At 65.0% G+C, this 24,734-nt stretch carries 13 protein-coding genes and 2 pseudogenes; 6 read left to right on the top strand and 9 right to left on the bottom strand.

Going from position 1 to position 24,734, the window contains the following annotated elements; translation table 11 throughout:
* Positions 1-113: 113 nt before the first annotated feature.
* The 5 genes from ABZS80_RS02240 to ABZS80_RS02220 all read right to left on the bottom strand — a co-directional run bounded on the left by ABZS80_RS02240 (position 114) and on the right by ABZS80_RS02220 (position 8,137).
* Positions 114-3,047: a type I restriction endonuclease subunit R gene (locus tag ABZS80_RS02240; protein ID WP_355054036.1), complete on the bottom strand. Its 2,934-nt coding sequence runs from the start codon at positions 3,045-3,047 to the stop codon at positions 114-116.
* Positions 3,048-3,058: 11 nt separating this feature from the next.
* Positions 3,059-4,444, bottom strand: a complete 1,386-nt coding sequence (locus ABZS80_RS02235) for a restriction endonuclease subunit S (protein ID WP_355054035.1) — start codon at positions 4,442-4,444, stop codon at positions 3,059-3,061.
* A complete protein-coding gene (locus ABZS80_RS02230) occupies positions 4,444-6,444 on the bottom strand; it encodes a class I SAM-dependent DNA methyltransferase (RefSeq protein ID WP_355054034.1) in 2,001 nt (666 codons plus the stop codon). Before ABZS80_RS02230 ends, ABZS80_RS02235 begins: the two co-directional genes overlap by 1 nt.
* A 117-nt stretch (positions 6,445-6,561) precedes the next feature.
* Positions 6,562-6,813, bottom strand: a complete 252-nt coding sequence (locus tag ABZS80_RS02225; RefSeq protein ID WP_355054033.1) for a hypothetical protein — start codon at positions 6,811-6,813, stop codon at positions 6,562-6,564.
* Positions 6,814-7,378: 565 nt separating this feature from the next.
* The gene (locus ABZS80_RS02220) at positions 7,379-8,137 is read right to left on the bottom strand and encodes a hypothetical protein (protein WP_355054032.1); all 759 of its coding nucleotides are present in this window, start codon (positions 8,135-8,137) and stop codon (positions 7,379-7,381) included.
* A gap of 1,195 nt (positions 8,138-9,332) precedes the next feature.
* Between ABZS80_RS02220 and ABZS80_RS02215 the strand changes: the two are divergent.
* Positions 9,333-9,485, top strand: a pseudogene (locus ABZS80_RS02215) (transcriptional regulator NrdR); the annotation flags it as partial.
* 1,010 nt (positions 9,486-10,495) lie between these two features.
* On the opposite strand, the gene ABZS80_RS02210 reads toward ABZS80_RS02215, so the two are convergent.
* Positions 10,496-11,275, bottom strand: coding sequence for a hypothetical protein (locus ABZS80_RS02210; RefSeq protein WP_355054031.1), 780 nt, complete (start codon positions 11,273-11,275; stop codon positions 10,496-10,498).
* A gap of 349 nt (positions 11,276-11,624) precedes the next feature.
* Here ABZS80_RS02210 and ABZS80_RS02205 point away from each other — a divergent pair.
* The 5 genes and pseudogenes from ABZS80_RS02205 to ABZS80_RS02185 all read left to right on the top strand — a co-directional run.
* Positions 11,625-11,873 (top strand): annotated as a pseudogene (locus ABZS80_RS02205) (transposase family protein); the annotation flags it as partial.
* A 1,171-nt stretch (positions 11,874-13,044) separates the two neighbouring features.
* Complete coding sequence (locus ABZS80_RS02200) at positions 13,045-14,595, top strand: hypothetical protein (protein ID WP_355054030.1); 1,551 nt, start codon at positions 13,045-13,047, stop codon at positions 14,593-14,595.
* Positions 14,592-17,237 carry a hypothetical protein gene (locus ABZS80_RS02195; protein ID WP_355054029.1) on the top strand — a complete coding sequence of 882 codons (2,646 nt, stop codon included), beginning with the start codon at positions 14,592-14,594 and terminating at the stop codon, positions 17,235-17,237. The genes ABZS80_RS02200 and ABZS80_RS02195 overlap by 4 nt, the downstream gene beginning before the upstream one ends.
* A gap of 101 nt (positions 17,238-17,338) precedes the next feature.
* Positions 17,339-20,413, top strand: coding sequence for a DUF3427 domain-containing protein (locus ABZS80_RS02190; protein ID WP_355054028.1), 3,075 nt, complete (start codon positions 17,339-17,341; stop codon positions 20,411-20,413).
* Positions 20,364-21,023, top strand: a complete 660-nt coding sequence (locus ABZS80_RS02185) for a GIY-YIG nuclease family protein (protein ID WP_355054027.1) — start codon at positions 20,364-20,366, stop codon at positions 21,021-21,023. The genes ABZS80_RS02190 and ABZS80_RS02185 overlap by 50 nt, the downstream gene beginning before the upstream one ends.
* A gap of 140 nt (positions 21,024-21,163) precedes the next feature.
* On the opposite strand, the gene ABZS80_RS02180 is transcribed toward ABZS80_RS02185, so the two are convergent.
* The 3 genes from ABZS80_RS02180 to ABZS80_RS02170 form a co-directional block, all read right to left on the bottom strand.
* A complete protein-coding gene (locus ABZS80_RS02180) occupies positions 21,164-23,605 on the bottom strand; it encodes a M14 family zinc carboxypeptidase (protein ID WP_355054026.1) in 2,442 nt (813 codons plus the stop codon).
* Between the two features lie 231 nt (positions 23,606-23,836).
* Positions 23,837-24,394, bottom strand: coding sequence for a hypothetical protein (locus ABZS80_RS02175; RefSeq protein ID WP_355054025.1), 558 nt, complete (start codon positions 24,392-24,394; stop codon positions 23,837-23,839).
* A gap of 123 nt (positions 24,395-24,517) precedes the next feature.
* Positions 24,518-24,727, bottom strand: a complete 210-nt coding sequence (locus ABZS80_RS02170) for a hypothetical protein (RefSeq protein ID WP_355054024.1) — start codon at positions 24,725-24,727, stop codon at positions 24,518-24,520.
* Between the last annotated feature and the right edge of the window lie 7 nt (positions 24,728-24,734).

The raw sequence follows: 24,734 nt of genomic DNA, 5'->3' as shown, positions 1-24,734 counted from the left end.
CGGTGACGAGCGGGGACCGTACAAGTAGCGGCGTATCTGCTGGGCAAGGGAGGACCAGGTGGCGATAGAGCGCGCCGCTGAGCAGAACGTCCCAGTGCGGTCGCAGGCCCTAGCTATATCCCCTTCTTCTCGTAGGTCGTTCTAAAGACCGCATCCGTTAGCCATGCCTTGAAGTCCGGGTTGTCAACGAATTGCTTGAATAGTTGCGTCTCGTCGCGAAGCATGCCCTGCATGACCCGCTGGAGGGCCAGGTTCAACGCGAGCTTGGCGTTGTCGGCGTCATTGTTCGCACGTGCGTTAACGTAGTCCTGGTCAGCGAGCACCTTCTCCGGGATTTCGGACGCGATCCGCTCACGGATACGGTCGGCGTCCTCCCAGTCGATGTTCCCGAACAGGTCATTGAATTGGCTGAGGATTTCGGAGAGTCGCTCTAGCTCGGGATCGACAAGGTGACTTCCGCCGCCAGTCGGGACCGGGTGCAGTTCCCCTTCGCCATCCGCTAGGACCATCTGCATCTCTTCGCGCTTCTCTATGCGGTACGAGTCCATGTCAATCATTTCGAGGATCCCGGCCGCCAGGTCGGTCTCTTCCGGAGCCGGCAGCTTGGGAATCAACATCCCGAGGAAGATCGACAACTTCTCCCAACCGATGTTAGTGAAGGGCAGGATGAGTGAGAGGAACGAGTACGACCGCACGAACGCCTTGGCCATGCTCTTAAACAAGATCTGCTCGTCCTGGTCGAGGTGCTCGACGTACTCGGCGGTGCAGCGGTCAAGCATCGGATCGAGCTGGGAGCGGTCGGCGTCGCCGAGGAACAGCTCGACGAACCGGTCTACATGCTCGGGCGCATAGACGCCCACCTGCCCGAGCGCTGCCTGTAGATCGTGGAGCTTGTCTGGGTCGGTCTGACCCACTAGCAGCGTTGCTCGGTAGTACGGCTCGAACGACGCCCGGACCCCCTCGGCAGTGTTGGCGAAGTCGAGAACTGCCGTATCGGTCTTGCCGGGCATTGCGCGGTTGAGCCGCGACAGTGTCTGAACCGCGAGCACCCCAGAAAGCGGCTTGTCCACGTACATCGTGTGTAGCAGCGGTTCGTCGTATCCGGTCTGGTATTTGTCGGCCACGACGAGGATGCGGTACGGGTCTTCCTGGATCCGGGCCGGAATCTCCTTGCCTGGAAAGCCGTTGTAGTCGGCCTCGGTGACGGACTTGCCATCCCGTTCGAAGTCGGAGAAAGCGACGATCGCTTTGTACGGGCTGCCGCGCTCCACTAAGTAATCGCGGATGGCATCGTAGTAGTCGATCGCACGGGCTATGGTCTTGGTCACGACCATCGCGCGGGCCCTGCCGCCGACCTTGTGCTTGCCGATGATCTGGGTGTGGAAGTGGTCGACTATGATTTCGGCCTTCTTGCGGATCGCCGTCTGGTGTCCCTCGACATACGCGTGCAGCTTCTTGCTGGCCTTATTCGCGTCTAGTTCGGGATCGTCGTCCACAGTCTTGACCAGCATGTAGTAGCTTTCGACAGGCACGTAACCAGCAAGTACGTCGAGGATGAAGCCCTCCTGGATCGCCTGCTTCATCGTGTACGAGTGGAAGGGCTGCCTGCCGTCCTCGTTGGGGATGGGGCTGCCGAACATTTCGAGCGTCTTGTTCTTCGGCGTCGCCGTGAAAGCAAAGTAGGAAGCGTTGGCGGGAAGCTTCCTCTGTTCGGCTAGGCGTAGGAGCATGTCCTCAGCGGTCTCATCCTCACCCTGCGCGCCATTGGCGGACAGTGAGCCCGAAAGCGCTGCGGCAGCCTTTCCGGTCTGTGAGGAATGGGCCTCGTCGATGATGACGGCGAACTTTCGTCCGCGATGCTCGGTGCCGAGGCTCCCCACGATGTACGGGAACTTCTGCACCGTCGTGATGATAATCCGCTTGCCATGCTCGATTGCGGCCTTAAGGTCGCTGGAGTGCTCGGCATGAGCCACCGTAGAGCGGACCTGGGTGAACGACCTAATCGTCTCCTTGATCTGCCCATCGAGTACCCGTCGGTCCGTCACTACCAACACGGAGTCCACCGCGGCGCCGCCGTCGTGCTGCAGTTCCGTGAGTTGGTTGGCCAGCCACGCGATTGAGTTCGACTTGCCCGACCCAGCCGAGTGTTGGATCAAATAACGACGCCCGACACCGTTCGCAGCGACGTCCGCGAGCAGGCGCCGTACTACGTCGAGCTGGTGGTAGCGCGGAAAGATTGTCTTCTGCGATTTCTTGCCCGTCTTCAGGTCCTTCGTTGTGGTGACCTGGGCATAGTTCTCAATGATGTCGGCGAGCGACGACGGCGCAAGTATCTGCCGCCAAAGGTAATCCGTCATGAGACCATCGGGGTTCGGCGGGTTGCCAGCACCCCCCTGGTACCCACGGTCGAACGGGAGGAACCACGACTTCTGGCCGGCGAGCTCAGCGCAAAACTTCACGCGCTTGTCGTCGACCGCGAAGTGAGCCAGGCACCGCCCAGGAACGAAAAGCAGTTCCTTCGGGTTGCGGTTGACCTGGTACTGCGCGATAGCGTCGGCCACCGTCTGCTTGGTGATGTAGTTCTTCAACTCGAACGTCGCCACCGGCAGCCCGTTCACGAACGCGACTAGGTCTAGCGACTTGCCCTTGTCTACCGGCGAATAGTGCACCTGCCGCGAAACGACCCAGCGGTTCGTCTGGTGCCGTGCTACGGCCATGAGGTTCCCCGGAGTTGGGATCGGGTAGTAGAAGTCGATGTGCGGCACCGCGCCGTGGCCGAAACCATGGCGCAGGACGTGCACGACGCCGTTCTTCGTAATCTCCCCCTGCAACTTGGCAAGAAAGTTCGTGCGGGCAGGGCTCTCCGCCGCCCAGTCGTCGCCGAGCCCGACCGCGGTAGCAATCGCGGGCTGTGTCTCCTGCAGGAACAACGCGAGGTGCCTCACGTCGAGCGCGTAGCTTGCGTTGAAGTCCGACGCCACACCCTGCGTCCAGCCGACCCCCACCATCTGCTTGACGATGACGGCCTCCAGGCTCCCCTCATTCATCAATGTAGGGCTCATGCATCCCCCAGGTCATCACCCATGACACCGTCACCTTCATCGTCCGGCATGGGCTCAACTGCGGCGAAGGCCTCATCTAGATCGATCGGCGCCGACTTCGCGTGGGTATCTCGAACGTCGAGCCGCCCCGTTACTACGTCTGCCGTGAGTCGAACCTTGAACTCGTCGAGAAGCTTGAGCTCACGGCCTGCCAAATAAACCGCGGCGTCGATCGGCGCTGTCTCTGCCCTGATCCGGTCCACGATTGCCCTCTGTTCGCCCAGAGGGGGGACCGGCATCTTCATTGACATGAGCGTCGCCGTATACAACGGGCTCATCCCTTCGCCGACGCCGCGTGCGTTGATCCGGAGGCCGTCGGAGAACACCGGATCGAGGAAGAGATACTCGAAGTAGTCTCGGTCCACACGCGTGGTCGGCACTAACACGGTGTAGTTCCTCGTCACAAGTCCCGGGTCACGGCACCAGCGGAAGAGTCCCAGGTGTGCCCGGTACTTGTTGAGCACAAAGTCGCCCTGCACGCATTCCTGCAAATTCCGCGATTCTTCGGCGGCCTTAGTGTTCGATCCCTCAGCTCCGCTTATGATCAAGCCGGCAGCGCGTGTGAGTGAAAGCTGCGGAAGGTCCGGATGATCCACCGGACGCGTCACGGGCCTGAATAGGTACCGCGCCGGGAGGAGTTCCCAGTGGGCAGGAATCGCCCCGATCCAGGGGATACCTGAATCCACCACCGGATTATCCGCCTCGAATCCTCGCATGACGATACGGTTTACCAGAACTCGCTTCTGTTCTTCCATCAACGCGATAAGGCGACGTTTCGCGGAAATCGCCTCATTGATCCGCTTATGCGCGTGCGCGAGGTAGGTGACGATCGCCTGCTGCTCGCCGATAGAAGGAAGTGGGATGAAGCTCGCGACAAGATCGGCCGGACGAATGGTCTTCCTGAGTCCGGTATACAAAGGGCGAAGAAGCTTTCGATCATCGAGTGAGGCGAAAAGCAGTTCAAGAAACCGTGGCAGCACGCCCTCGAGCACCTTAAAGCGCGTGTAGGCAGCAGTAATCATCCCACGCTGAGTTGCCATTCCGACCGTGCGTGGGGTTTCGTCGATATCGAATAGGCAAAACACGAGGTCCGATGGCTCGACGATCTGGTATCCCGCGAACGAGGTAGGGATTTTTCCCTCGAGGTTGTCCATGTCGCGGTCGATAATGCCGCGCTTCGTGAGGGCCAACAGCTGGGCGGTACTCCACCCTTCGCCAACTAGTTGTTTCGACTCGTGCAGCAGTCGCTTGAGTCGGACCAAAGGCCACTCGATCGGAACATGGGGTAGCCACGGGATGTCGGTGCATACTAGGCCCTCGCGGAGCTTCAGGTCCTGAAACATCAGTTGGCGATCTCCGCGATGAGATTGTCGGACTCCGCTTCGAGGGCGCGAATGTCGGCGCGGATCTCGTCGAGTGTGCGTAGCGCTGCGGGCTTGTAGAAATGCTTAGTAAAGCTGATCTCGTAGCCGATTCTGATCTTCGCCTCGTCGACCCATGCGTCGGGCACGTACGGCAGGACTTCGCGTCGGATGAACGCCTCAATGCCGTCGCGCCACTCTCCAGCGGGCTCTAGCAGTGGTATCTGTTCGATGTCGCGGAGCTGGGAGTCGGGCGCGTAGGAAACTACGCGAGTATCACCCTTGAACGTCGCCTCGAACCGGCCGACGTACGGGTCAGCCGCGGTGCCCTTGGGGTAGACCTTAGTAATGACAGGTGCAGCGCTCGGATCACGCTCTGCGCCGTTCTTGAGAAGTTTCTGCACCTGAGCGGCGCTATAAACAGTGGCCGGATCTGCTTGGGCGAGTCGAAGGGGGCGTTCGACTTGGACTTTGTAGTAGCCGAATTCGGCGTTGGCGAACACCTTGGAGTGCTCGCCATCCTCGTCGGACTTCTCGAAGTCGAGGAAGGTGCATACGACGCGTTCTATGTCGTCGAGTCCCAGTTCGCGATTCTTGTTGCCGAGGTTCTTGCGAAGGGGCGTGTACCATCCCGAAGCGTCGATGAGCTGTATTTTGCCTTTGCGGTGTTCAGGCTTACGGTTGGTCAGCACCCAAATATAGGTCGCGATACCAGTGTTATAGAACATGTTGAGTGGCAGGGCGATGATTGCTTCCAGCCAATCGTTTTCAATGATCCAGCGGCGTATGTTGGACTCGCCCTGGCCGGCGTCGCCCGTGAAAAGCGATGAACCGTTGTGAACCTCCGCAATGCGGCTGCCCAACGCTGTGCTCTTCTTCATCTTCGACACCATGTTGGCTAGGAAGAGCATCTGGCCGTCGCTCGATCGCGTGATTAGACTGAACTCGGCGTCGCCGCCGTGGTCGACGACGAATCGCGGGTCGATAATCCCCTTCTTGCCACCCATGCGCTCCTGGTCGGTTGCCCAGCTCTTGCCGTAAGGCGGGTTGGAGAGCATGAAGTCGAACGACTTTCCGGAAAAGGCGTCGTTGGACAGAGTCGAGTACTCTGGGCCACCCACAAGGCCATCGGCATTCGCGCCCTCACCCTTGAGGAGCAGATCTGCTACCGCAATTGCATAGGTCTCAGAGTTGATTTCTTGACCGAACAGTTTTGTGGTGATGCGCTTGCCGCTTGCCTCCGCGAGCCCCTGCAGGGTCTCCTCCGCGACGGTGAGCATCCCGCCAGTGCCCATCGCACCGTCGTACAATGTGTACAGGCCGTCAGGGATCTGGTCAGCGATCGGATCGAAGACGAGCCTGGTCATGAGACGGATTGCATCTCGAGGAGTCCAGTGCTCGCCGGCCTCCTCGTTATTTACCTCATTGAAGCGACGCACAAGCTCCTCGAACACGGTGCCCATCGCGTGGTTATCCAAGCCCGCCGGGCTAAGGTCGAGCGCTGGGTCGAGGAACTTCTCAATGAGCGCACCGAGGGCATCAGCCTTGGCGAGCTTCGGGATCTGTCGACGCACCTCGAAGTTCTCGATGATGCGCTGCACGTTCGGGCTGAACCCATCCAGGTACGCTTCGAAGTCCTGCTGCAGGCGGGCCTGTGAAGAACGGCCGCGCAGTTCACGTAGTGTGAATGGCGAGATGTTCCAGAACGCCTGACCAGCTTCGGCTCGCAGTGACTGATCTTGGTCGACGATCCCGGCATCGTCGAGTACCTTTTTGAGGTCTAGAACCTTCTGCTTGGTGGACTCAAGGACCGAGTCGAGGCGGCGCAATACTGTGAATGGAAGGATGACGTCCCGATACTTGCCGCGGACATACAGGTCGCGCAATACGTCGTCTGCGATGCCCCAGATGAACGAAGCGATCTTCTGGGTGTTAGCGGCGCCGGCGCGGTTCGTGACTGCGGGCGCTTGCGGTGCCGTCATACCTGTGTGTCCTTCCGGGGGGTCAAGGCGAAGACCAAGGCTACAGGTCGCCTAGCTGCAAGGATCACGTCCCGGTAGCGTGGTGTAGGTCGCCTGCCTGAGGCCTCCGTGCGCTGTTCAGGTTTCCGGATCGTTGTCGGGCTGACAACGGGTCTGGTCCGCCGCGATGAGTTCGCTGGCGAGGGCCTTCGCGGGGACGCTGATCTGGGCCTTGCCGCCTTTGGCGAGGTAGCGGCGGTCGCCGGTCTGCCGTTCGTCCTGGGCTTCGATGATGGCTTCACCAAGGGCGCCAAGGGCGAAACGATCGTTGCCGGCGCGACGATCGTTTGAGCCTCGCGGCGGGAGCGCCTTCGGGTACCGGGAGCTCAAGGCGAGGAGCTTCGCCTAGCGCGAGCAGGACTTTCTGCCGAGGACTCGAACCCGGTCGCCGAGGAAGGAGCCAGCGACGAGCACGAAGCCGGCGACGGCGCCACAAGCGAAGAGGTTGGCCGGCCCCGCTGATCGAGCTACTGCCCGAACGGCGAGGTTCGCGATCTTGCAGGCAGTGACTGGAGCTGCAAGAGTCACGGACGGACCTCGGATGACTGCCCTTAGAGCATGTTTGGAACGGTCTCTTGTGGACGGCGTAGCGGCATGGCCTCGATCGACAGGCCGGACAGGGTCTGCTCGCCGTGGCTACCCCTCCGACCTGACCGACGCCCGGTGGTCGCTCGTCGAGCCGCTGTCGCCCGAGCCGAACACGGACGGCCGCAGGGGGAGGATAAGCACTGGCGACGGGAGATCGTCAGCTCGGCGAGCAGCCACGCGAGCAGCCAATGCCGCGAGCAGCAGCGAACGACCGCGGACCTGGACCCGATGGTGAGCAGGAGGACCAGGCGGTGGACCAGCGTTGGGGTACTGACTCGTAATGAGTAGGTCGATGTACCCGCGTGGCTCAGCCAATGCCCTTGAAGACCCTATCGAGACGAGAGAGTGTTGAAGACAAAGGCTTCTCTATGGACCGTTCGCGCGCCCTCCGCGATAGCAAGGCTTCGTCACAGTTCGCCGCTACATCGAAACTCGGCCCGAGTGTGATCAGGCGAAGAAATGCTCTCCGAGTAATCCGGCGCATTGTCATTGCAAGATCTTGGAGATCGGTGTTACTGGGTGTATCTCCATGCGCGACCTTAGACCGGACGCTATAGGCCTCGCGAACCTGTTTCTCGACAGTGATACGTTCGTCGTCACCTCGTCCAATGAGAACTGCCGTTCTTTGCGAGACCCTCCGCGTGAGGCCTTCAACCCCATCCGTTGCAACGAGGTGTTCTAGGGCAGCTACGTACCAGAAAATTACCTCAGCCCGTTTGCTCGCATAGATTACGTCGCCGTCGGGTCCGAGCCATTGCCCTAATGCGAGGAACCTGTGTGCGCTTCGACTCAGCCGCTCCGCCGCCTTCTTGCGAGGCCTCGGGTCGTGCTCGGCCGCCTGCCATGCGAGGAGTAGGGGCGACATGATCGAGAGAAAGCGGAGAAATCCCTGAACTTCGTCGGGGTCGAGCCCCAAGGGTCCAAAGGCGGGTACCTCATCTTCGCCTTCCGGGATGTCTGGCACTAGGTCCAATCCAGTCCCGCTGAGGCGTTCGAGGTAGCGCCCAGGCTCTACCTCATACTCTGAAGCCACTAGCACGCGCTGGGTCGAGAACAGATTGAGCAACAGTAGTGGCTCCCAGGCAAGGAGTCTGTGTTCCGGCTCCCATAAATCTGCTACGAGGGACCGAGGGAACGGAGACAGGGGCAGGGCCTTCGCTGAACAGTCTATTCGTGCCAAAACCGTGCACTGTCCACGATATAGTGCATCCTCCCAGCCCTGAGAAGGGGCATGCTTCCGGGCTGCGGGAACCGGACGTAGCAGATCGAGGGTGCGGTTGGATGGCTGGTACAACTTCCAGCCGGCCACGCTGGTGGAAGGTGGTAGCGGCGCCAAGTGTGCATCGGTGACCACGTATCGCCAGATCGGGATCGACGGTCCAGCGAGGTAGTCTGCGAGCTGGTCAACGAGGTTGGGCGGGATTCGGGAGCCGCGGAGCACCCCCACAAGCCCGAGTCGATGCAGCGCTTGAGCGTCGAGTTGCCTTCCCCAGCGTTCTCCGCCCACCGGCTTTCCGTCGAACCTAATGGCAGGAGGCCGGTGTAGGTAATTGCCGCGTTGCGCAGCGCTGGCTGCCCGCCGGTTCACTTCGTGCGTGGCATCCAGCCGGGCGACCTGCTCTGCAACCTGTTGATCTGACAGGTGCCTGAAGTCCTCGCCATGAGATCGCACTTCCTTGACGAAGTGCACCAGCGCCTCAAGGAGCCGCGGTTCTCTCTCCACCGATGTCACATGGACATACTGCCGCCGTGGCTGGCGCGCCGAAAGATCCAGTCAAGGGAGAGCGTCCGACAAATCCGGGCGGTGCACGGGGTGATCTAGGGGCCCAGGGGATGACTCGGCGGTATTTTTGCTGCTCAGGCCACCGTTGCCCTCGCAGCGGGACTGCTTTCCTAAGCCGTGCGTCACCAACCACGTCGCCGGGAATCCATAGCCAAGGCGGCCATGGAGGCCAAGCCCTGGCGAGTGGTTCCTACTCCTGGTCGCCTATGTGTGTGCGAGCGCACGGGGTTGACATCTGTGGGTAGCGGTGGACTAAGGCGTGTTTCGTAAGTCCCATGGGCCGGTCGAAGTCACGGCGTGGCGGTGATCGATAACTGAAGAGGCCTCCGGTATCTGGTTCTGCGACCAAGCAAGAACTTCATACCGGAGACCTCGTGGCCAGCGTAGCGGTGACGAGGCGGCATGACCTGACCGACCGGCAGTGGGCTGTTCTGGCTCCGCTGCTGCCCGAGAGTGAATCCGGAACCTCAGTGGCCTACTCACTGCCAAGAGGGCCGCCGAGATCACGAGCCACGAAGTCCGGTCGGCCATCCTGGGGCCGCTGCGCGACCTGGACGAGGTGGCCTACCTGCGGTTCGCCAGCGTCTACCGGTCCTTCGACTCGCTCGCCGACTTCGAGTGTGAGATCTAGACGCTGCAGGCCGCCGCGAGCGCCGGCGACGGGAAGGCGTGGAGGTAATCCCGCGTGACAAAGGAAGGGAGGGTACGAGTGACTCAACGAGACTCACCGGCCGAGGACCGGCCTGCACCGACAGGACCGACCATGTGGTCCACGGTGCAGGCCGCCGTCACCGGAGGATGGGGTACGACCATCCGTCTCACACTGATCCTGGTGATCATCATAATCGCGATCAGTCTGCTGGGATTCGGGGCTGCCACCCCGCTCACGGCTGTTGTGCAGTTGATGCAGTAACAGGGGTGCGGGCGGTATCGGAGGCCGACGGGCCGCCGACACCAGCTCGTCTCCCGATCCCTCCCCCGATACGTCCGGTCTGTGAGCGGCGGCGGGCAACGGCTGGACTCAGTGAGACCAGACAAGATCGGCCCCCGAACGCCTTTCGCTGGTCGGGGGCCGATCTCGCACGTGGTCGCAGGTAGGGGATTCGAAACCTCTGTAGCTTTCGCGACGGATTGCCACTGCGTCGCCCGTCGGTCCGGTGGCGCTGCTCGACATCGACCGGCTGCGGGAGCTGACAAGCTCGTCATGATCACATGGCACAAATGCGGCACAACCGAGCGCGAGCAACGGCGGAAGATGCCGGAAACTGACGGAAGGCGCTTCCGCAGGTCAGGGACCACGCCGGGCTGACGCGGGAGGTCGGGAGGCCGGGGCTCTTACTTCCAGCGGAGGTGCACGAACTGGCCCTGCGTCAGCCGAGCGCCAGCGGCGGAGGCAACTTGACCGCGTCAGTCGCCCTCGCGAGCCAGCGAGCCCTGCCGTCAGTGTCGTCCCACCGCACAGTGAGGGCCGAGGCTTCGAAATGCCAGAGCTGCGATTGCAGTTGACCGACGGCCGGGCATCGTCGGAAAACATGGCCTCGACCCGGCGACGTGTGCCAATAATTGAATTATGGGCGGTCGACGGATTCAGTCATGCGGGCCCGGCATCTCGATGGTGGACGGCGGCTCCGGTCCTACATCTCAGTCGAGCTGCCGTACCTGGCCGTCGCCGGTCACTTCGTACAGGTGTATGCGTAGCTGGTTTCGCACGTGGGCGGGAACCCGTTGGGCGGCTTTGACGGATGCGGTCGGAATGATCAGCGCGTAGCGGACGTCGTTGGAGACCTCGGTCATGCGGCGCAGCAGCTGGCCGTATGCGGTGTCGACGTCGATGCCGGGATCGCTGGTCTTTCCCTTCACCTCGCCGATCAGCCGCTCCCCTCCCCGGGTGGCTTCGATGTCGGTAAACCGATCGGTCGGCGCGACAGGCGTCCAGCCTTTCGAGATCAACCAGGTCCGGAACGCGTCCGTGACTCGGTCTTCGTCGCTGTTGGGGCCGAGCAGCTTGCGGATGGCTTGGAGATCGGATGCCCTGCTGCGGCGCAGCCGGCCTCGGCTGTCGGCGTCCAGATGGGCGGGACGGATCACGACCAGCCGAAGTCCGTGGGCGGGGATGTCGGTGTCTCGCCGCGCGTCGTACAGGGCTCGCTGGTCGCCGCGGTGGACTCCGCTGACGGTCAGCTTGTCGGGCTTGTCGGGCTTGTCGAAGTGTGCCACGGGCTGGTCGTGCTGGCGCTCGCGATACTCGACGACGAGCTGATGAGCTGGCCAGTATCCATCGACAGGTAGAGTCGCTCGCCGTCCGTTGGTGGAGGGATCGCCCAGCAGCCACGCGAACCGGTGCTGCGTCGCGGCTTGCTCGCCCAGCACCTCGTTGCACAGCCCGATCACATAGGCCTCGTCGCTGTCATCCCTGCTCATGTCGGGGCATGATGCCAGCCCCGCCCGACGTTTTTGTTCGCGCCACTGTCCGGCGGTGTCGGCGCATAGGAGGCGGTTGATCATGATAACGGCTTCCGGCTCCGTGTCGTACCCTGCGCAGCACCTCGACTGTCTCGGTGTCCCTGCGCGCGCGATCACCTTCCAGCGTGTCTGGCGAAGGGGCCACGGTCACGGCGGCCAGGACGGCTGCTCGAATCCGCCCTGGAACCCGCCCGGACCATGGGGTCACGATTCAGCGCCGGTGTTGACACCGCACGTATCCACGCGCGGATCAGCCCTTCGATGGTGTAGCAGGCGAGCTGCCCAGCGCACGTCCGATGCACATCAAGTGGATCTTCCGATCACCGGCCTGCAGCCCGCCCAGTTCCGCAAGCTAGTCCGGCTGGCCGCCGAACGTCGCGGAGACGCCATCTCGGATGGTGGCCCCGGCCGGCAGCAGGCCCTCGACCTGCCCGACCGGGTGCTACTGGTGGCCGCGTACTGACGTACCAACCTGACCATGCGGCAGACCGGCCCGCTGTTCGGTCTCTTGCACTCCGCCGCGCACCAGGTCATCGACACCCTCGGATCACTGCTGCCCTGACCCCGGTAGGCTCTCGCGGCCTCCTTACGTGCAGCGGCACCACCCCAGAGCTGACACGCGTACGCCGCACGATGGGCACATCTCGGCGGCAGACACCGCCGCTGCCCGACGGGCAGGGGCCGGCAGCAGCTGTCGGGAGGGTCCGCGGGATACCGGCGCAGCCGCTCGTGTCCTTGAGGCGCCGGAAGGCGTCGGCTGGAGAACGGCGCGCACCTGAGCGCGAGTGCACTGGGGCCAGCCGGAGTTACGCAAAGATCTCGCCAAACCTTTTATCCCCAGCTCAGGCATACGAACCCGAAGGGCGTGCACCGCCGCGGCGAACTCACTTATCGGGGAACCATCGGCTCGAGAACTTGCAACCTGCGCCACGTCCGGTTGTCTACTGCCAGCTGCGCCTGCCGCCGAGGTTGTCGAGCGGGATTCCAGCGACCTGCGGGATGGGTAGCGTTCAAGGGCTTCCCGGACGTAGGCCTGCGTGACGCTGGCCCAACCCCGCTGACGAAGCCGCTCGGCAATCATCTCGTCGGAAAGGTTACGGTCCTTGGCGCGAAGGTTATGCGCTGCCTCCGCGACATTCCGCAACAATGGGCCGCCGGAACGGGCCGAGGAGCTTCGCGGCGCTTGCGGGGCCGATTGGTTGGCGCGCGGGTGCGAGGCGGCCCGGGTCTTAGCGGGCACGTCTCGGACCCTTGATGACACTCGATCAAGCCATGAGTCGGAGGTGGAGTCAGGACGGTCGTCGTTCTCCCAGTCGTAGCGAGGATCGTCGGAACCACGTCCCTCGGCATCGGCGTACCAATCCCCGATTCCCCTTCTTCCTACCATTGCCGCCCCCGACATCCCCGAGCTCAGAGCACGCGCATATTGGATGGAAACTCGCCACAACGGCAAGCGTTGACCTTCAATTGTTTCCACTTCGGTCGCTCGCATGAACAGGCGATCCGCCAACAGTGGCTAGCCGAAGAGCCGGTGGCGCCGGCGCCCGAGCAGGGGTATTGGCCCGACCGCCGTATCTGATGCTTGCGGGCGGCATCCTGGCTGTGGGCCAACGCGGCACCGACAGGCGTGATCGGCCCTATCGCTGACTGCGACTGGTCCGAATGGTTCCCAGTTAATCTCGTTGGGGCATTCCGTCCCGGGCCTGCTGGGGACAAAGATGGCCATCATGACCAGCGCCTCGACCAATACGGTGACCGGCTCAGCTACCGCCTCACGGCCCGCGATCGACGGGCCCATCTGGTGCGAGCCGGGCCTGCTAGCCCGGGCGGGCCGTTATCCGCTAGCCGTCGAGGCGCCGGTCATGGCCTGCGTCGACATGCTCGTTCCTGGCGTCTCCACCGTGACGCGCTATGCCCGCTATTACAGCCTGTACTGGGCTCTCGCAGCGCATGCGGAACGCAACGGCCTGGACCGAGAAGCGTGCCAGCGTCTGGTCCGCCGGGCGGAGGTAGCCATGGCACGGATCTCGCAGGAGTACGACGATCCGGATCACCCGCTCGGGCTGGCCCACGGCGTGGACGCGATAGCTCGGCTCGCGCCCGAGAGCGGCAAGGAGTTCTCGGTGGCCGACGGCACTGGCTCCGGCTCCTACTCGCCACGCACCTGGGGCTTCTGGTCGCAGTACAACGGCCCCAGCGTGACGCTCGGGACGGTGAGAGTGGACAGCGGTGAACTGCATGCCGGCCGCCACCGGTGTCCACCAGAGGTCGCCAGGATGTACGCCCCCCTCATCGAGGTCGCCGAGTGCCGAGATGGCCTGTCACTCCCGTCGGCGGCACTCCGCCGCTTGGGCCTGCAGCACGACAGGGGCACCCCGGACCTAGAACCACTGAGCTCGCTGTTCAGCGCAACACTTGATGGTCGACACGAGCCTGCGGCCTGGACCGGGGACGATCGGACCCGGCGTGCCACACTGCGCATACTCGCCAGGTCATGGCAGCTCAACCCAAGCGCGGTGACCTGGTCGGAGGCGTTCGCCGCTGGCGTGGCGTACGGCTCGGCGGCACGCAAGGACCCGCTGTTGGCCAGCGAGGATCGTACGGCCGCGTGGCGAGGGGTAGTACTCCGTCACCACTCTGTGGGAGCATGGCGACATCTCTGGGCAGCGGTAGTAAACGAAGTCCTCCGAGCTGAAATCGCGTCTCGCAGCCAGTTGCACGAGTGGATAACCGGGCAGCTTCCAGGCAGTACCGTCGCGGAGTTAGAGGCCGGTCTGCCTGCCATCGCTGACCGGCATGGTGACCCCCTTGCAGCGGAAGATGAGCTGCTGCGCAACGACAGTGGCCTGGTCACCGACGTCGCGTTGCTGCTGCTCGGCGCCCGGCGCCTCGACTCGCTGACCGGCCTGGCGTTGCAGACCTTCAAGGGGAAGCGGCCCACCTATCTCGACCCCACCTGGATGGCGCAGCTTCGGCGTGAGTTTGGTCAGCGATCGGTAGCTGAGCTGGGGCGCCGCCTCGTTGACGACATGCTCGCCCAATCGCGCCGGGTAGCGCTGCGTAAGGTCAAATTCAACCCAGACGGCACCATCTCCTTGTTTAGCCGCCTCCACGAGCGCAACGGCGCCTACTTCGCTGACTCCGGGGAGGGAAGCGGCAACATCGGTCTTCGCATTCATCAGCTGGCCGAGATCGCGGTGCAGGTCGGGCTGCTGACGCCGGACCCGGAAGAACCAGTGACGCCGCGGGGGCAGCGGCTGTTGGCGGTGCCGGCATGAGCGAGGTCGCACGTTCCTTCCGCTCGCCACTAACCCTCCTCGAGCAGTGGCGCGATCGGATTGACGGGGCCAGGCTGCGCGAGGTGCTGATCACCGGCTACACGGTCGACCTAGGCTTCCTGGAGAAGTTCGCAATCCCCACCGCGCGGGCTCTCGGCGCACGAATCACGGTTCTCGGCGACCCCGGACAGGCCGTGCATGATCCTGTAGATGTACGTCGCGCCGGCGTCGCCTATCAGCACGGCCATGCTGTCTGCGCGAGGGCGTTCCATCCCAAGCTAGTGGTCCTGCTCGGCGACGAGGACGTGTGGCTCGCGGTCGGGTCGGGCAACCCCACGCTGTCCGGGTGGGGATATAACCACGAGTTGTGGCTCACCGCCCGTGGCACTGTCGACCATGGCCCGCAAATCATCAATGATGTCGCAGGGTGGCTGCACGACCTGCCGGACACGGTGGGAATGGCCAGCTGGATCGCCAACACGCTGCGGCACGTCGCCGGACGGATGCAACCTAAGGAGATCGACGATCGCTGGTCGAACGTGCGTGCCTTCGGCAACCTCCGTGCACCGCTGTTGAACCACCTACCGGCAGATCCGGTGGACGAGTTGCGCCTCGCTGCCCCGTTCTACGACCCGGCAGCCCGAGCGATGACGGCCATCGTCAGCCGGATGAAGCCACGCGCCATACGTGTCGCCGTTCAGCCCTCCATCGCAATGTTCGATGGCGCAGCCTTGGCCCGGGCGGTCGCGCCCGTCGTTGATCAAAGCTTCACCCTGCTCGGCGCCAGAAGGGCTCGGCACGGGAAGCTGATCGAGTGGCGCACGGCCGACGGAAAGGTTGCCGGCATGACCGGCAGTGCGAACATCACCGCGTCCGCGCTGTTAACCAGCACTAAACAGGGCGGCAACTGTGAGTTGGGAGTCATCGCACCGCACGACTCCGGGCTCTTCCCGTTGGAAGGGGTTCCTCAGCCACCTAACGCCGTCCAGAACCTGCGATCGGCGCCGCTGCCTGGCAGCACCGCAAGCGCCTCCGCGCCCGTCCTTCTCGGCTGTGCCCTGGTAGAGGGGACACTAATCGTGGAACTAGCCGCGCCGCCGGGCGGCAGGGTCACCATCGAGACGTCCCCCACCGGTGCGCCGGGATCGTGGACCGGGGCAGGTGTAGTTCCACCTGACCAGCAATCCGCACGCCTGCTGGCACCGGAGCTGACTGGAGGTGCAGTACGCGCGGTGACAGAGGTGGCGGGCGTACGTCTGGAATCGGCGGCGGTCTTCATCACTGACAGCTCCCGCTGCCGGCCTCGCCTGGACATCAACGACGCGCCGCGCCTTACATGGTCAGGGGAGGTAGGAGAACTTTTCACCGATCCGCTGCTGGCTCAGCGCTTTACCAACGAGCTAGGTCGACTCGTCGAGCAGGTGGGCCTTCGCGGCCGCACCCCGTCTTCGATCTCTACAACGCCCGTGAGCTCCCAGGTCGAGTCGGGCGACCGGTGGGCCGACTACCTCGAAGAGTGCGAACACGCACTCGGTCCGAGCTTGTCAGGGCTCATCTTCCCGCGGCAGCGCGCTGGGGACCATCACACCGCAACTCGCTGGTCCATCGATGACGTCGACGAAGGGGAGGTGACGGACGAGGAGGACGAGGACGTGCTTGACGGCGTGGCGCGCGACGAGGAAGAAAAGTCGGTGACGCAGGTACCGAAGATTCGCCCGGAGCAGCGTGCTAAGTACCGACGGTTCGCCGAGCGCTGGGTCGCCGCGGTAACGGAGCCCGCCGTAGAGGACGACCCGTCAACCCTGCCGCCGGTTCACCTCCGCATGGTTGTTACCCGGCTCTACCTGACGTTGCTAGCGGCCGGCGTCTGGCATGAAGACGACGACTGGCGAAGTGACCTAAGGTGGCTGATCTGGTCACTGGTCCCGGACGATGACCTGCTCGACGAACTTCCCGCCGAAGCCTTCGACCATCTCTACGCTCTGCTCGCCGTCGCAATAACCACGCTGCGAGAGGGAACTCAGCTACACGGCGGCCGGGAGGAAGATCTAGCCTTCACCGACGCCTGGACAGATGCCTCCGAGTGGGTAGCGGAAGCCGACCCCTCACTGGCTGACGAGCTTCTTCTGCCCGCCACCCAGCCTTTCGCCAGGGTAGCGACCAGCGAGGAGCTCCGCGAAACCATTAGGCTCGCGGAAGAAGCCCGCCAGGATATCTACGCTGAGGCACGGGCGACGCTTGCCGATGCTGGCCTCACCATCGAGCTGCAGGAGGGCGTGTGGCGGGTAGAAGGCGCCTTCGCTAACGCCTACCGGGCGGCCGCTCGCGCTGTCACCGAACTGGTGCGGATCGACGGCGCGGCCGCAGCACTGGCCCGCAACTCGCGGTGCTCGGTTCTCATCGCCGTGGTCGACAAGAACATGCTCCTGGTCGACTCACGAATGGCCGTCTGGCGGCTCTATGCGCTGTCCGGTACCCGCACACCGCTGTCGATGACGATCGATTGCCCTGGCCCACCGCCATACGCCCGCACTCTCCCGCTGAGGTCGCAACCACCTGAGGTGAAGGACCTCGGAGCTCGACTGAATCTCGACCTCTTCGCGATCGTGAGCGAGATGAGAAGTCTCATTGCGTGCGTTTGAGCAGCGGCACCGAGCACGAGAGGCACTGACCACACGACATACTGACCTCGCCTTGGCAGCCGGGGCAGCGCATTGGCGCGTCTATTGGTTAGCTTCCTGACGTGACGGATCTTGAACGGGGTATCTACGAGCACCTGATCACCCAGCAGCTCTCCGAGCGGCTTCAGCACGTCGACCCTGCCCTGGTCCAGCACCACAAGCTCGACCCGGCCGACGCGCACGAGGTACTCGCTCGGCACATCGCGGCGCTTGCCCGCCGCGCGCTGCTCGCCGTTGTCGGTGGCGAGGACAAGCTCGCCCGCCAGGTCGAACTGGCAAACCGGATCGCTGAGAGCATCGCCGAGGCCGAGCCGCGCGCCGTCGGCGCCGATGACCAGATCGCTGACGCTCAACGCCTGCTGCACGCCATCACCTCACCGCCGATGCCGCCAGCCCTAGCGAGCTTTCCAGTACGCCCTACCACCCCGCTTTCCACCGGTGGGCTCCTGGTCAATGGCCGCCACCAGCCGCGGATCGGCCACGAGGTCACGCACGAGATGGCCTCCGCCGACGACGTGGACCTGCTCTGCGCCTTCATCAAGTGGCACGGCCTGCGCATCGTCGAGCCGGCGATCCGCGACCTGATCGCCCGCGGCGGCAGGCTGCGCGTCATCACCACGACATACATGGGCGCCACCGACCAGCGGGCCCTGGACCGGCTCGCCGAGCTAGGCGCCGATATCAAGGTCTCCTACGAGACCAGGACCACCCGACTGCACGCCAAGGCGTGGCTGTTCCGCCGCACCAGCGGCACCACCACCGCATACGTCGGCTCGTCGAACCTCTCCAAATCCGCTCTGGTGGACGGCGTGGAGTGGAACGTCCGCATCTCCAACCTGGAACAGCCGCACGTCATCGACACCTTCGAGGCAACGTTCACCGACTACTGGAACGACTCGGCCTTCGAGGCGTACGACCCCGCGGAGGACGCCGACCGGCTACGCATTGCGCTGAGCGGCGAGCGCCCCGACGAGGCGGCGACCGAGATCGCGAACCTGGACGTCCGGCCATTCCCGTACCAGCAGGAAATCCTCGACGACCTGGAAGCCGAGCGACTTGTGCACGGTCGATGGCGGAACCTGGTGGTGATGGCGACCGGCACCGGCAAGACCGTGGTGGCCGCGTTGGACTACCGCCGGCTCCGCAAGGCCGGCCACGTCGACTCGCTGCTGTTCGTAGCCCATCAGGAGCAGATCCTGCGGCAGAGCCGCTCGGTGTTTCGGCAGGTGATGGGGGACGGCAGCTTCGGCGAGACCCTCGTCGGCGGCGACCGGCCCAACAACTGGCAGTACGTATTCGCCTCGATCCAGTCACTACACCGGCAGGAAATCGACCCCGAGGCGTACGACATGGTGATCGTCGACGAGTTCCACCACGCCGAAGCGCCCACGTACGCCCGGCTGCTGGAACGGCTGCGGCCGCGCGTGCTGCTGGGGCTGACCGCAACCCCCGACCGCAGCGACGGTGGCGACGTGCGCCGGTGGTTCGACGGCCGTGCCTCGGTGGAGCTGCACCTGTGGGAGGCGTTGGAGCGGCAGCTGCTAGCGCCGTTCCAGTACTTCGGCCTGCACGACGACGTCGACCTGTCGCAGCTGCGCTGGAAGCGCGGGCAGGGGTACGACCCGGCCGAGCTGGACGGCGTCTACACCGGCAACCACGCCCGAGCGCGGATGATCCTGCGGGCAGTTCGGGACACCGCCGACGTCGGGCGGATGCGGGCGCTTGGGTTTTGCGTGAGCATCGGGCACGCCGAGTTCATGGCCGACTGGTTCACCGAGCAGGGCATACCGTCGGCGGCGGTGACCTCGCGGGTTGACCCCGCCGGGCGGCAGGCGCTGCTGACCGCGTTCCGCAACCGTGAGCTGCGGGTCCTGTTCACCGTCGACCTATTCAACGAGGGCGTCGACCTGCCGATGGTCGACACGATCCTCATGCTGCGCCCCACCGAGAGCGCCACGATCTTCCTCCAGCAGCTCGGCCGGGGTTTGCGCCTGGACGACGACAAGCCCTGCCTGACCGTGCTCGACTTCATCGGCGGGCAGCACGCCAACTTCCGGTTCGACCTGCGGTGGCGGGTCCTGACCGGCGTCAGCCGACGGGCCGTCGAGGCCGCGGTGCGGGATGACTTCCCATCGCTGCCGAGTGGCTGCCACGTTGAGCTGGACCGGGTCGCGAAGGAGATCGTGCTCGCCAACCTGAAGTCGGCCCTCCCGACCTCGAAGAACGGCCTGGCGGCGGAGCTGCGGCAGCTCGGTGATGTAAGCCTGGCCGAGTTCCTGCACGAGACCGGCCTGGACATCGAAGACATCTACCGGTCGGCGAGCGTCGGCGGGTGGGCGGGCCTGCGGCGCCTCGCGGGGATTGATACCTCGACCGGGGGGCCGGACGACCGCGAGCTCGGCCGCGCTGTCGGGCGGATGCTGCATATCGACGACGTCGAACGGCTCGGCCTCCTCGCTCGGACCGCAAGCGGCGAGCAGCCCGGCGGTGGGCGGCTGCTGGACATGCTGCATTTCAACCTGTGGGGGCCGTCGGTGCCGCTAACCGAGCGCGACGCGCGGCTGAAGCGGCTCTGGGCGGAGCCGGCGCGCTGCGCGGAGCTGCGTCAGGTCGCCGAGGTGCTGCGGGATCGCATTCATCGGGTCACGCCGGAGCCCGAGTCCGAGCGGGTGCCGCTGCGGGTGCACGCCCGCTACAGCCGGAATGAGGCGTGCGCGGCGTTCGGGATGGCGAACCCGGGGTCGCTGCGCGAGGGGGTGAAGTGGCTGCAAGACGAGCAAGCTGACCTCTTCTTCGTGACCCTGGTCAAGTCTGAGGCGCACTACTCCCCCACGACGATGTACGCCGATCGGGCCGTCACCGACAGCCTGTTCCAGTGGGAGTCGCAGAGCACGACGTCGTCGGCTTCGGCGACGGGGCAGCGCTACATCAACCACGCCGAGCGCGGGTCGACGGTGCACCTGTTCGTGCGCGAATCCAAGGTCGCCGACCGCGACCTGGGCGCGCCGCCGTACTTGTATGCCGGGCCGATGACGTACCAGGAACACAGCGGTGACCGGCCGATGCGGATCCTCTGGCGGCTGCAGCATGCGCTCCCCGCCGAAATGTATGCCGCCGCGCGGGCGATCGCCGCGTGATGCCCACGAGGGAGCACTTGTGATTCCAGAGGAGTCCCTGCTTCGTCCATCCCGACTGTTTCATGCTGAGGAGGTCCGGGGACGCGATTGCCCGGTACCTGCGGCTCCAGGTGTCTACGCCTGGTACTTCACGTCGCTGCCGCCCCTGGTACCGACCGGCGGGTGCCACACGCAGGATGAGGCGGTGCTGCTCTACGTGGGCATCTCGCCGAAGGCGCCACCGGGCAACGGGCGCCCTCCGAGCAGACAGACGATCCGCAGCCGGATCCGCTATCACTACCGAGGCAACGCGGCCGGTTCGACATTACGCCTCACGCTCGGCTCGCTCCTCACCGAAGAGCTTGGGATTGGCCTGCGACGGGTCGGTAGCGGCAACCGCATGACATTTGGCCGAGAGGGCGAGAAGCGCCTCACCGCCTGGATGGCTGAGCACGCCCGGGTTGTATGGACCGTTACGGACCAGCCATGGAAGCTTGAGGAGGAGTTGATCCGTTCGTGCGTGTTGCCGCTCAACCTCGACCAGAACCGGCATAGCAGGTTCCACAGCCAGCTATCCGGGCTCCGCGCCGCTCAACGGGCACACGCTCGGTTGCTACCAGTGGAGCGTTAACCGCGCGGCCGTACCCGCAGCGACCTGCGCCCAAACTCCCCTAGGCGCCACGTCAGCCGATTAGAACGGACCCGGCATTCCACAGGCTGGTGGCCGCCGACCCGCAGTCGGCGGCCACCAGCGTTCAAGCGGTAAATCGGCTACTGAACGGCAACCCTCTGCTTGTTGTAGTTGCTGCCCTGTCCGTCCGGCTTGTAGTTCCCCTCGACGTTTCCGGCGATGTCGATCGAGAACCAGTTCACGGTCGTGTCACTGTTCACCGTGATGCTCTGCACCCCCTCGCGCATCCCCGCCAGCGCCAGCTTCGCCGACCCGTACGTCGGCCGACTCCCGTCAAGCGTGTAGTACACGTTCGCCGGCTCACTGGTGGTGAACGTGAAAGCCGTAGCCCCCGCCTCCTGCTTGACGACCTTCAGCGCAGTCTTCGGTTGGATCTTGTCCGTCGCGTACGCGCGGGCCACCTCAAGGATGCCGATGTTGCCGTTGGCGAACTCCATCGCCTCCTCGTGCCCCTCCGCGAACGGCGGCTGGAACCCGACCGCGCTGAACCGGCCGGTCGCCGGGTTGTAGATGTCCGCGCCGACCTCGAAGTCCCAGCCGATGATGCCCCGGTTGTACCAGTGTTCGTCGGCGCTGTTGCCGGCCGCCGAGTAGAGCACGTCCGTCACCGGTCCGGTGCGGCCCGGCCAGATCGCGGTGCCCCGGTATTCCTGCACCCGGGAGAGGATGTAGTCGGAGGAGGTCCAGAAGTACGCCTCGGTGCCCTGGTCGACCCGCGGCAGCACCTCGCGCCCCTCGGCCTTGTACGCCCCCGGCGGCCACATGAAGTACCCGCCGTAGGAGTGGGTGTTCATCGAGAGCTTGATGTTCGGGAAGGTGTCGACCAGCCAGACCTCGTTGCGCGCCTCCGGCTCGGACAGCTCGTTCGGCCCGGCGAAGGTGTCGCTGGTGCAGCTGGTCGCCGACGCGCCGACGTAGCCGTCGAAGACGGAGCCGACCGAGAAGTTCCGGTTGATGTCGACGCCCCAGGCGTTGCGGCGGCCCGGGTCCGCGTTGGAGGCCGGGCAGTAGTTGGTCATGTTCCGCCGCTGCATGTTGTAGTCGTACAGGCTGTAGTGCGCGCCGTCGGGGTTGACGACCGGCAGGATGAAGATGTCCAGGTCGTCGACGATCTTGCGGGTGTTGGGGTCCTTGGCGTAGTTGCGCAGCAGCCGTTCGGCCGACTCCACGCAGACCAGCGGGGTCACCCATTCCCGGGCGTGTTCCTGGCAGTAGAGGAAGACGCCGACCTTCGAGCCGTCGCGGTGCTTGCCGATGCGCAGCACCTTCATCTGGAACGGCTCGCGGGACACGCTGGCCGGCGCCTTCAGGTTGTCGGTCAGCTGGGTCACCGGAGCGGCGGCCATCACGCTGGTGCCGGCGTTGCCCCGGTACGTGCTGGCGGTGAGCAGCTTGGCCGCGTCGGCGTTGGCGTTGACCGCGGCGACGACCTGCGCCGCCGTGCTGGTGGTCGCGCCGGAGCCGTCGGTGGCCAGGCTTACCGTGACGGCCTTGCCGGACACGCTCACCGTCAGCGGGGCGTTCGCCGTGCCCGGGTTGACGAGCGCCATGGTGATGTCGTTGCCGCCCTCGTGCCCGTACGCCGTCGAGGTGACGTAGAGGGTGCTGGCCGCCGCGGTGCCGAACTGGGCTTGTGCCTTGCGCCGGTAGCCGTTCGTCTTGTTCGGCAGGTCGACCAGCTCGGTCAGGCTCGGGAACTCGGCGGCCAGGCCGGTGAACCGCGCGGTGACCTCGGTCGGGTCCATGTAGTGGTCGACGAAGTCCGACACGTACGGGTGCTTGCCGGGGTTTTTGCGCGGGTTGCCCAGCCACTTGGCGACGTCGACGGTGGCCGAGCCGCCCTTGTTGCTGGTGATGGTGGCCCTGGCGGGTTTGGCGGTGATGGGGACCGGGTTGCTGAACCGGTGGTACATGTACTGCCCGGCGTCGGTGAATCGGGACATGGTGGCGGTGCCGCCGGAGCCGATCTCCGTGCCGGGTCCGCTGTCCCAGCTGGCCGTCAGCACCGTCGTCGAGTCGGTGCCGGCGCTCGATTTCACCTCGACGTTGAGGAAGAGCTGGTTGTCGAGGCTGGAGAACCACTCGGCCCGCAGCACGGTCAGGGTGTCGGTGGCGGCGGCCGCCGCCGTCGCGGCCCGGATGGCGGCGGACCGTTCGGCCATGTTCTGCGCGTAGTCGCTCTGGTCGGAGATGGCGTCCTGCACGTCGAAGCCCTTGTCCCGCAGCGCCTGGCTCTCCTGCGGGCTGAGGATCGCGTGCACCTCGATGCCGTTGTCGACGGGCTTGACGTACTCGGCGAGGTCGACGCCGAGTTGGTGGAGGCGTTCGATGCCCGACTTGTCGGCGACGACGATGCGCATCAGGCCGACGCCGTTCTGTTCGCCGGTCGACGACCGGTCGGGGGCTACTGTGCTGTCCGTCGTGGGGTTGGCGAGGCCCGGTGCGCTGACGGCGAGCGCCAGCGGTAGCGCGAGCAGGGCCAGGAATCGGCGCGGTTGGTGGGATCTTCCCGTACTCCTCATGAGAGTCCTTCCGGCAAGGCGATCCAGAAGGCCGCGCAGTCGAGGCGTCGGGGTAGGTCACCCCAGGCTGCCGCAGCTACACACAGCGTCGTCGCCGTCTCACCATCAGTCAAGATCTATGGCCGCCCGTGCCCGCCCGGATTTCGACCACCCGGGGTGGTAGCTGCACGCGCCGGCGGCCAGCCCGTGAACGAGGTCGCCGTCCGGCGACGAGCCGGGACAGCTTGAAGGTCAGCCAGTGATGGTCAGCTCCACCGGCAGGCCCTGCGTCACCTCCAGGACCGCCCGCTCCCCCAATGGTCGTGACAGCTCGAGGGTGGCGCTACGCTGCGCGCCGATGGCCGGGCATGCCTCGTCCTTGGCGTGCCGGTACTCGATGACGATCACGACGACCGCCAGGTCCGACTCGACCGCTTCGGCGCTGTAGTCGGCCCCGCACGGCTTGCTGCTGGGGCCGGGCGCGCCGGTGAAGGTGACAGTCAGCTCGCTGCTCGCTGTCGTGGTGGTCGCCGACTCGATCGCCAGCCCCTCGTGTGGGTGATCGGCGTCCCAGGGCGGTGGGGTCACCCGGACGATGGCCGAGGGATCCACCGCCACCCGCGCCAGCCGCACGGCCGTTCCATCGAGGGTGTACTCCCACGCCGGGGCGGTCGCCGGGCCGCGGCTGGTCGGGACCGTCATCGTGGTCAGGCGAGCCCCGGTGAGCTTGAGCGGCGCGCAGCCGGAACAGTCGCCCGTTCCCTCGGCGCGCAGCTGCGCCAACGCCCTGTCCGCCGAGATCAACGGCACGTCCTGACGGGTGCCGTTGGCCCAGACGATGGTGCCGGCCGGCTGCGGCGCCGCGGGCAGCGTCGAGGCAGCCTCGACGCGGCCGGCCGACAGGGTCTCCTTGTAGGACCCGTTCGCCGGCTCTCAGTCGCCGAGTTGGCGGGTCAGCTCCCCCACCGGAACGAAGGGGGCACCTCCCGCGGCGCGAGCCGCCTGGTCGTACCGGGTGAGGGCGCTGCCTGCCTGCTGGCGCAGCCCGTCGAGCGGGTCGACCGCTGGGCTGTTCCCGGCGGACCCACAACCGCCGAGCAGGGCCGCGACCGTGATCCACGGCAGGACCCGGCGCCGACGCATGCTCGCT

The sequence above is a fragment of the Micromonospora sp. NPDC005305 genome, assembly GCF_040607315.1.
Taxonomy (GTDB): domain Bacteria; phylum Actinomycetota; class Actinomycetes; order Mycobacteriales; family Micromonosporaceae; genus Micromonospora.
This window is presented reverse-complemented; position numbering and strand designations above follow the sequence as displayed.

Coding starts and splice junctions, on each gene's coding strand:
- ABZS80_RS02240 (WP_355054036.1), bottom strand. CDS start 3,047: ATGAATGAGGGGAGCCTGGAGGCCGTCATCGTCAAGCAGATGGTGGGG.
- ABZS80_RS02235 (WP_355054035.1), bottom strand. CDS start 4,444: ATGTTTCAGGACCTGAAGCTCCGCGAGGGCCTAGTATGCACCGACATC.
- ABZS80_RS02230 (WP_355054034.1), bottom strand. CDS start 6,444: ATGACGGCACCGCAAGCGCCCGCAGTCACGAACCGCGCCGGCGCCGCT.
- ABZS80_RS02210 (WP_355054031.1), bottom strand. CDS start 11,275: ATGAGCAGGGATGACAGCGACGAGGCCTATGTGATCGGGCTGTGCAAC.
- ABZS80_RS02200 (WP_355054030.1), top strand. CDS start 13,045: ATGACCAGCGCCTCGACCAATACGGTGACCGGCTCAGCTACCGCCTCA.
- ABZS80_RS02195 (WP_355054029.1), top strand. CDS start 14,592: ATGAGCGAGGTCGCACGTTCCTTCCGCTCGCCACTAACCCTCCTCGAG.
- ABZS80_RS02185 (WP_355054027.1), top strand. CDS start 20,364: ATGCGCTCCCCGCCGAAATGTATGCCGCCGCGCGGGCGATCGCCGCGT.
- ABZS80_RS02180 (WP_355054026.1), bottom strand. CDS start 23,605: ATGAGGAGTACGGGAAGATCCCACCAACCGCGCCGATTCCTGGCCCTG.
- ABZS80_RS02170 (WP_355054024.1), bottom strand. CDS start 24,727: ATGCGTCGGCGCCGGGTCCTGCCGTGGATCACGGTCGCGGCCCTGCTC.